1 rRNA gene is annotated in these 787 nt (G+C 53.1%); it reads left to right on the forward strand.

Features of this window, described 5'->3' with window-relative positions:
• A 23S ribosomal RNA gene (locus tag PVK70_RS18780) occupies positions 1-768 on the forward strand; the annotation flags it as partial.
• Positions 769-787: the final 19 nt, after the last annotated feature.

A 787-nucleotide genomic window follows, 5' to 3' on the forward strand; every position in this document is an offset into this window, starting at 1 on the left:
CACGTACGCCAGTATGTGTGGAGGCAATCTTGAAATACCACCCTTGTATGCTTGATGTTCTAACGTTGGCCCCTTATCGGGGTTGCGGACAGTGCCTGGTGGGTAGTTTGACTGGGGCGGTCTCCTCCCAAAGAGTAACGGAGGAGCACGAAGGTGGGCTAATCACGGTTGGACATCGTGAGGTTAGTGCAATGGCATAAGCCCGCTTGACTGCGAGAATGACAATTCGAGCAGGTGCGAAAGCAGGTCATAGTGATCCGGTGGTTCTGAATGGAAGGGCCATCGCTCAACGGATAAAAGGTACTCCGGGGATAACAGGCTGATACCGCCCAAGAGTTCATATCGACGGCGGTGTTTGGCACCTCGATGTCGGCTCATCACATCCTGGGGCTGAAGTCGGTCCCAAGGGTATGGCTGTTCGCCATTTAAAGTGGTACGCGAGCTGGGTTTAGAACGTCGTGAGACAGTTCGGTCCCTATCTGCCGTGGGCGTTGGATGATTGAAGGGGGCTGCTCCTAGTACGAGAGGACCGGAGTGGACGAACCTCTGGTGTTCGGGTTGTCACGCCAGTGGCATTGCCCGGTAGCTAAGTTCGGAATCGATAAACGCTGAAAGCATCTAAGCGTGAAGCGAGCCCTGAGATGAGTCATCCCTGATACTTTACGTATCCTAAAGGGTTGTTGGAGACTACGACGTAGATAGGTCAGGTGTGTAAGTGCTGCGAGGCATTGAGCTAACTGATACTAATTGCCCGTGAGGCTTAACCATACAACACCCAAGGGGTTTT

Origin of the sequence: Aliivibrio sp. A6, from assembly GCF_028765505.1 — a bacterium.
GTDB lineage: Bacteria > Pseudomonadota > Gammaproteobacteria > Enterobacterales > Vibrionaceae > Aliivibrio > Aliivibrio finisterrensis_A.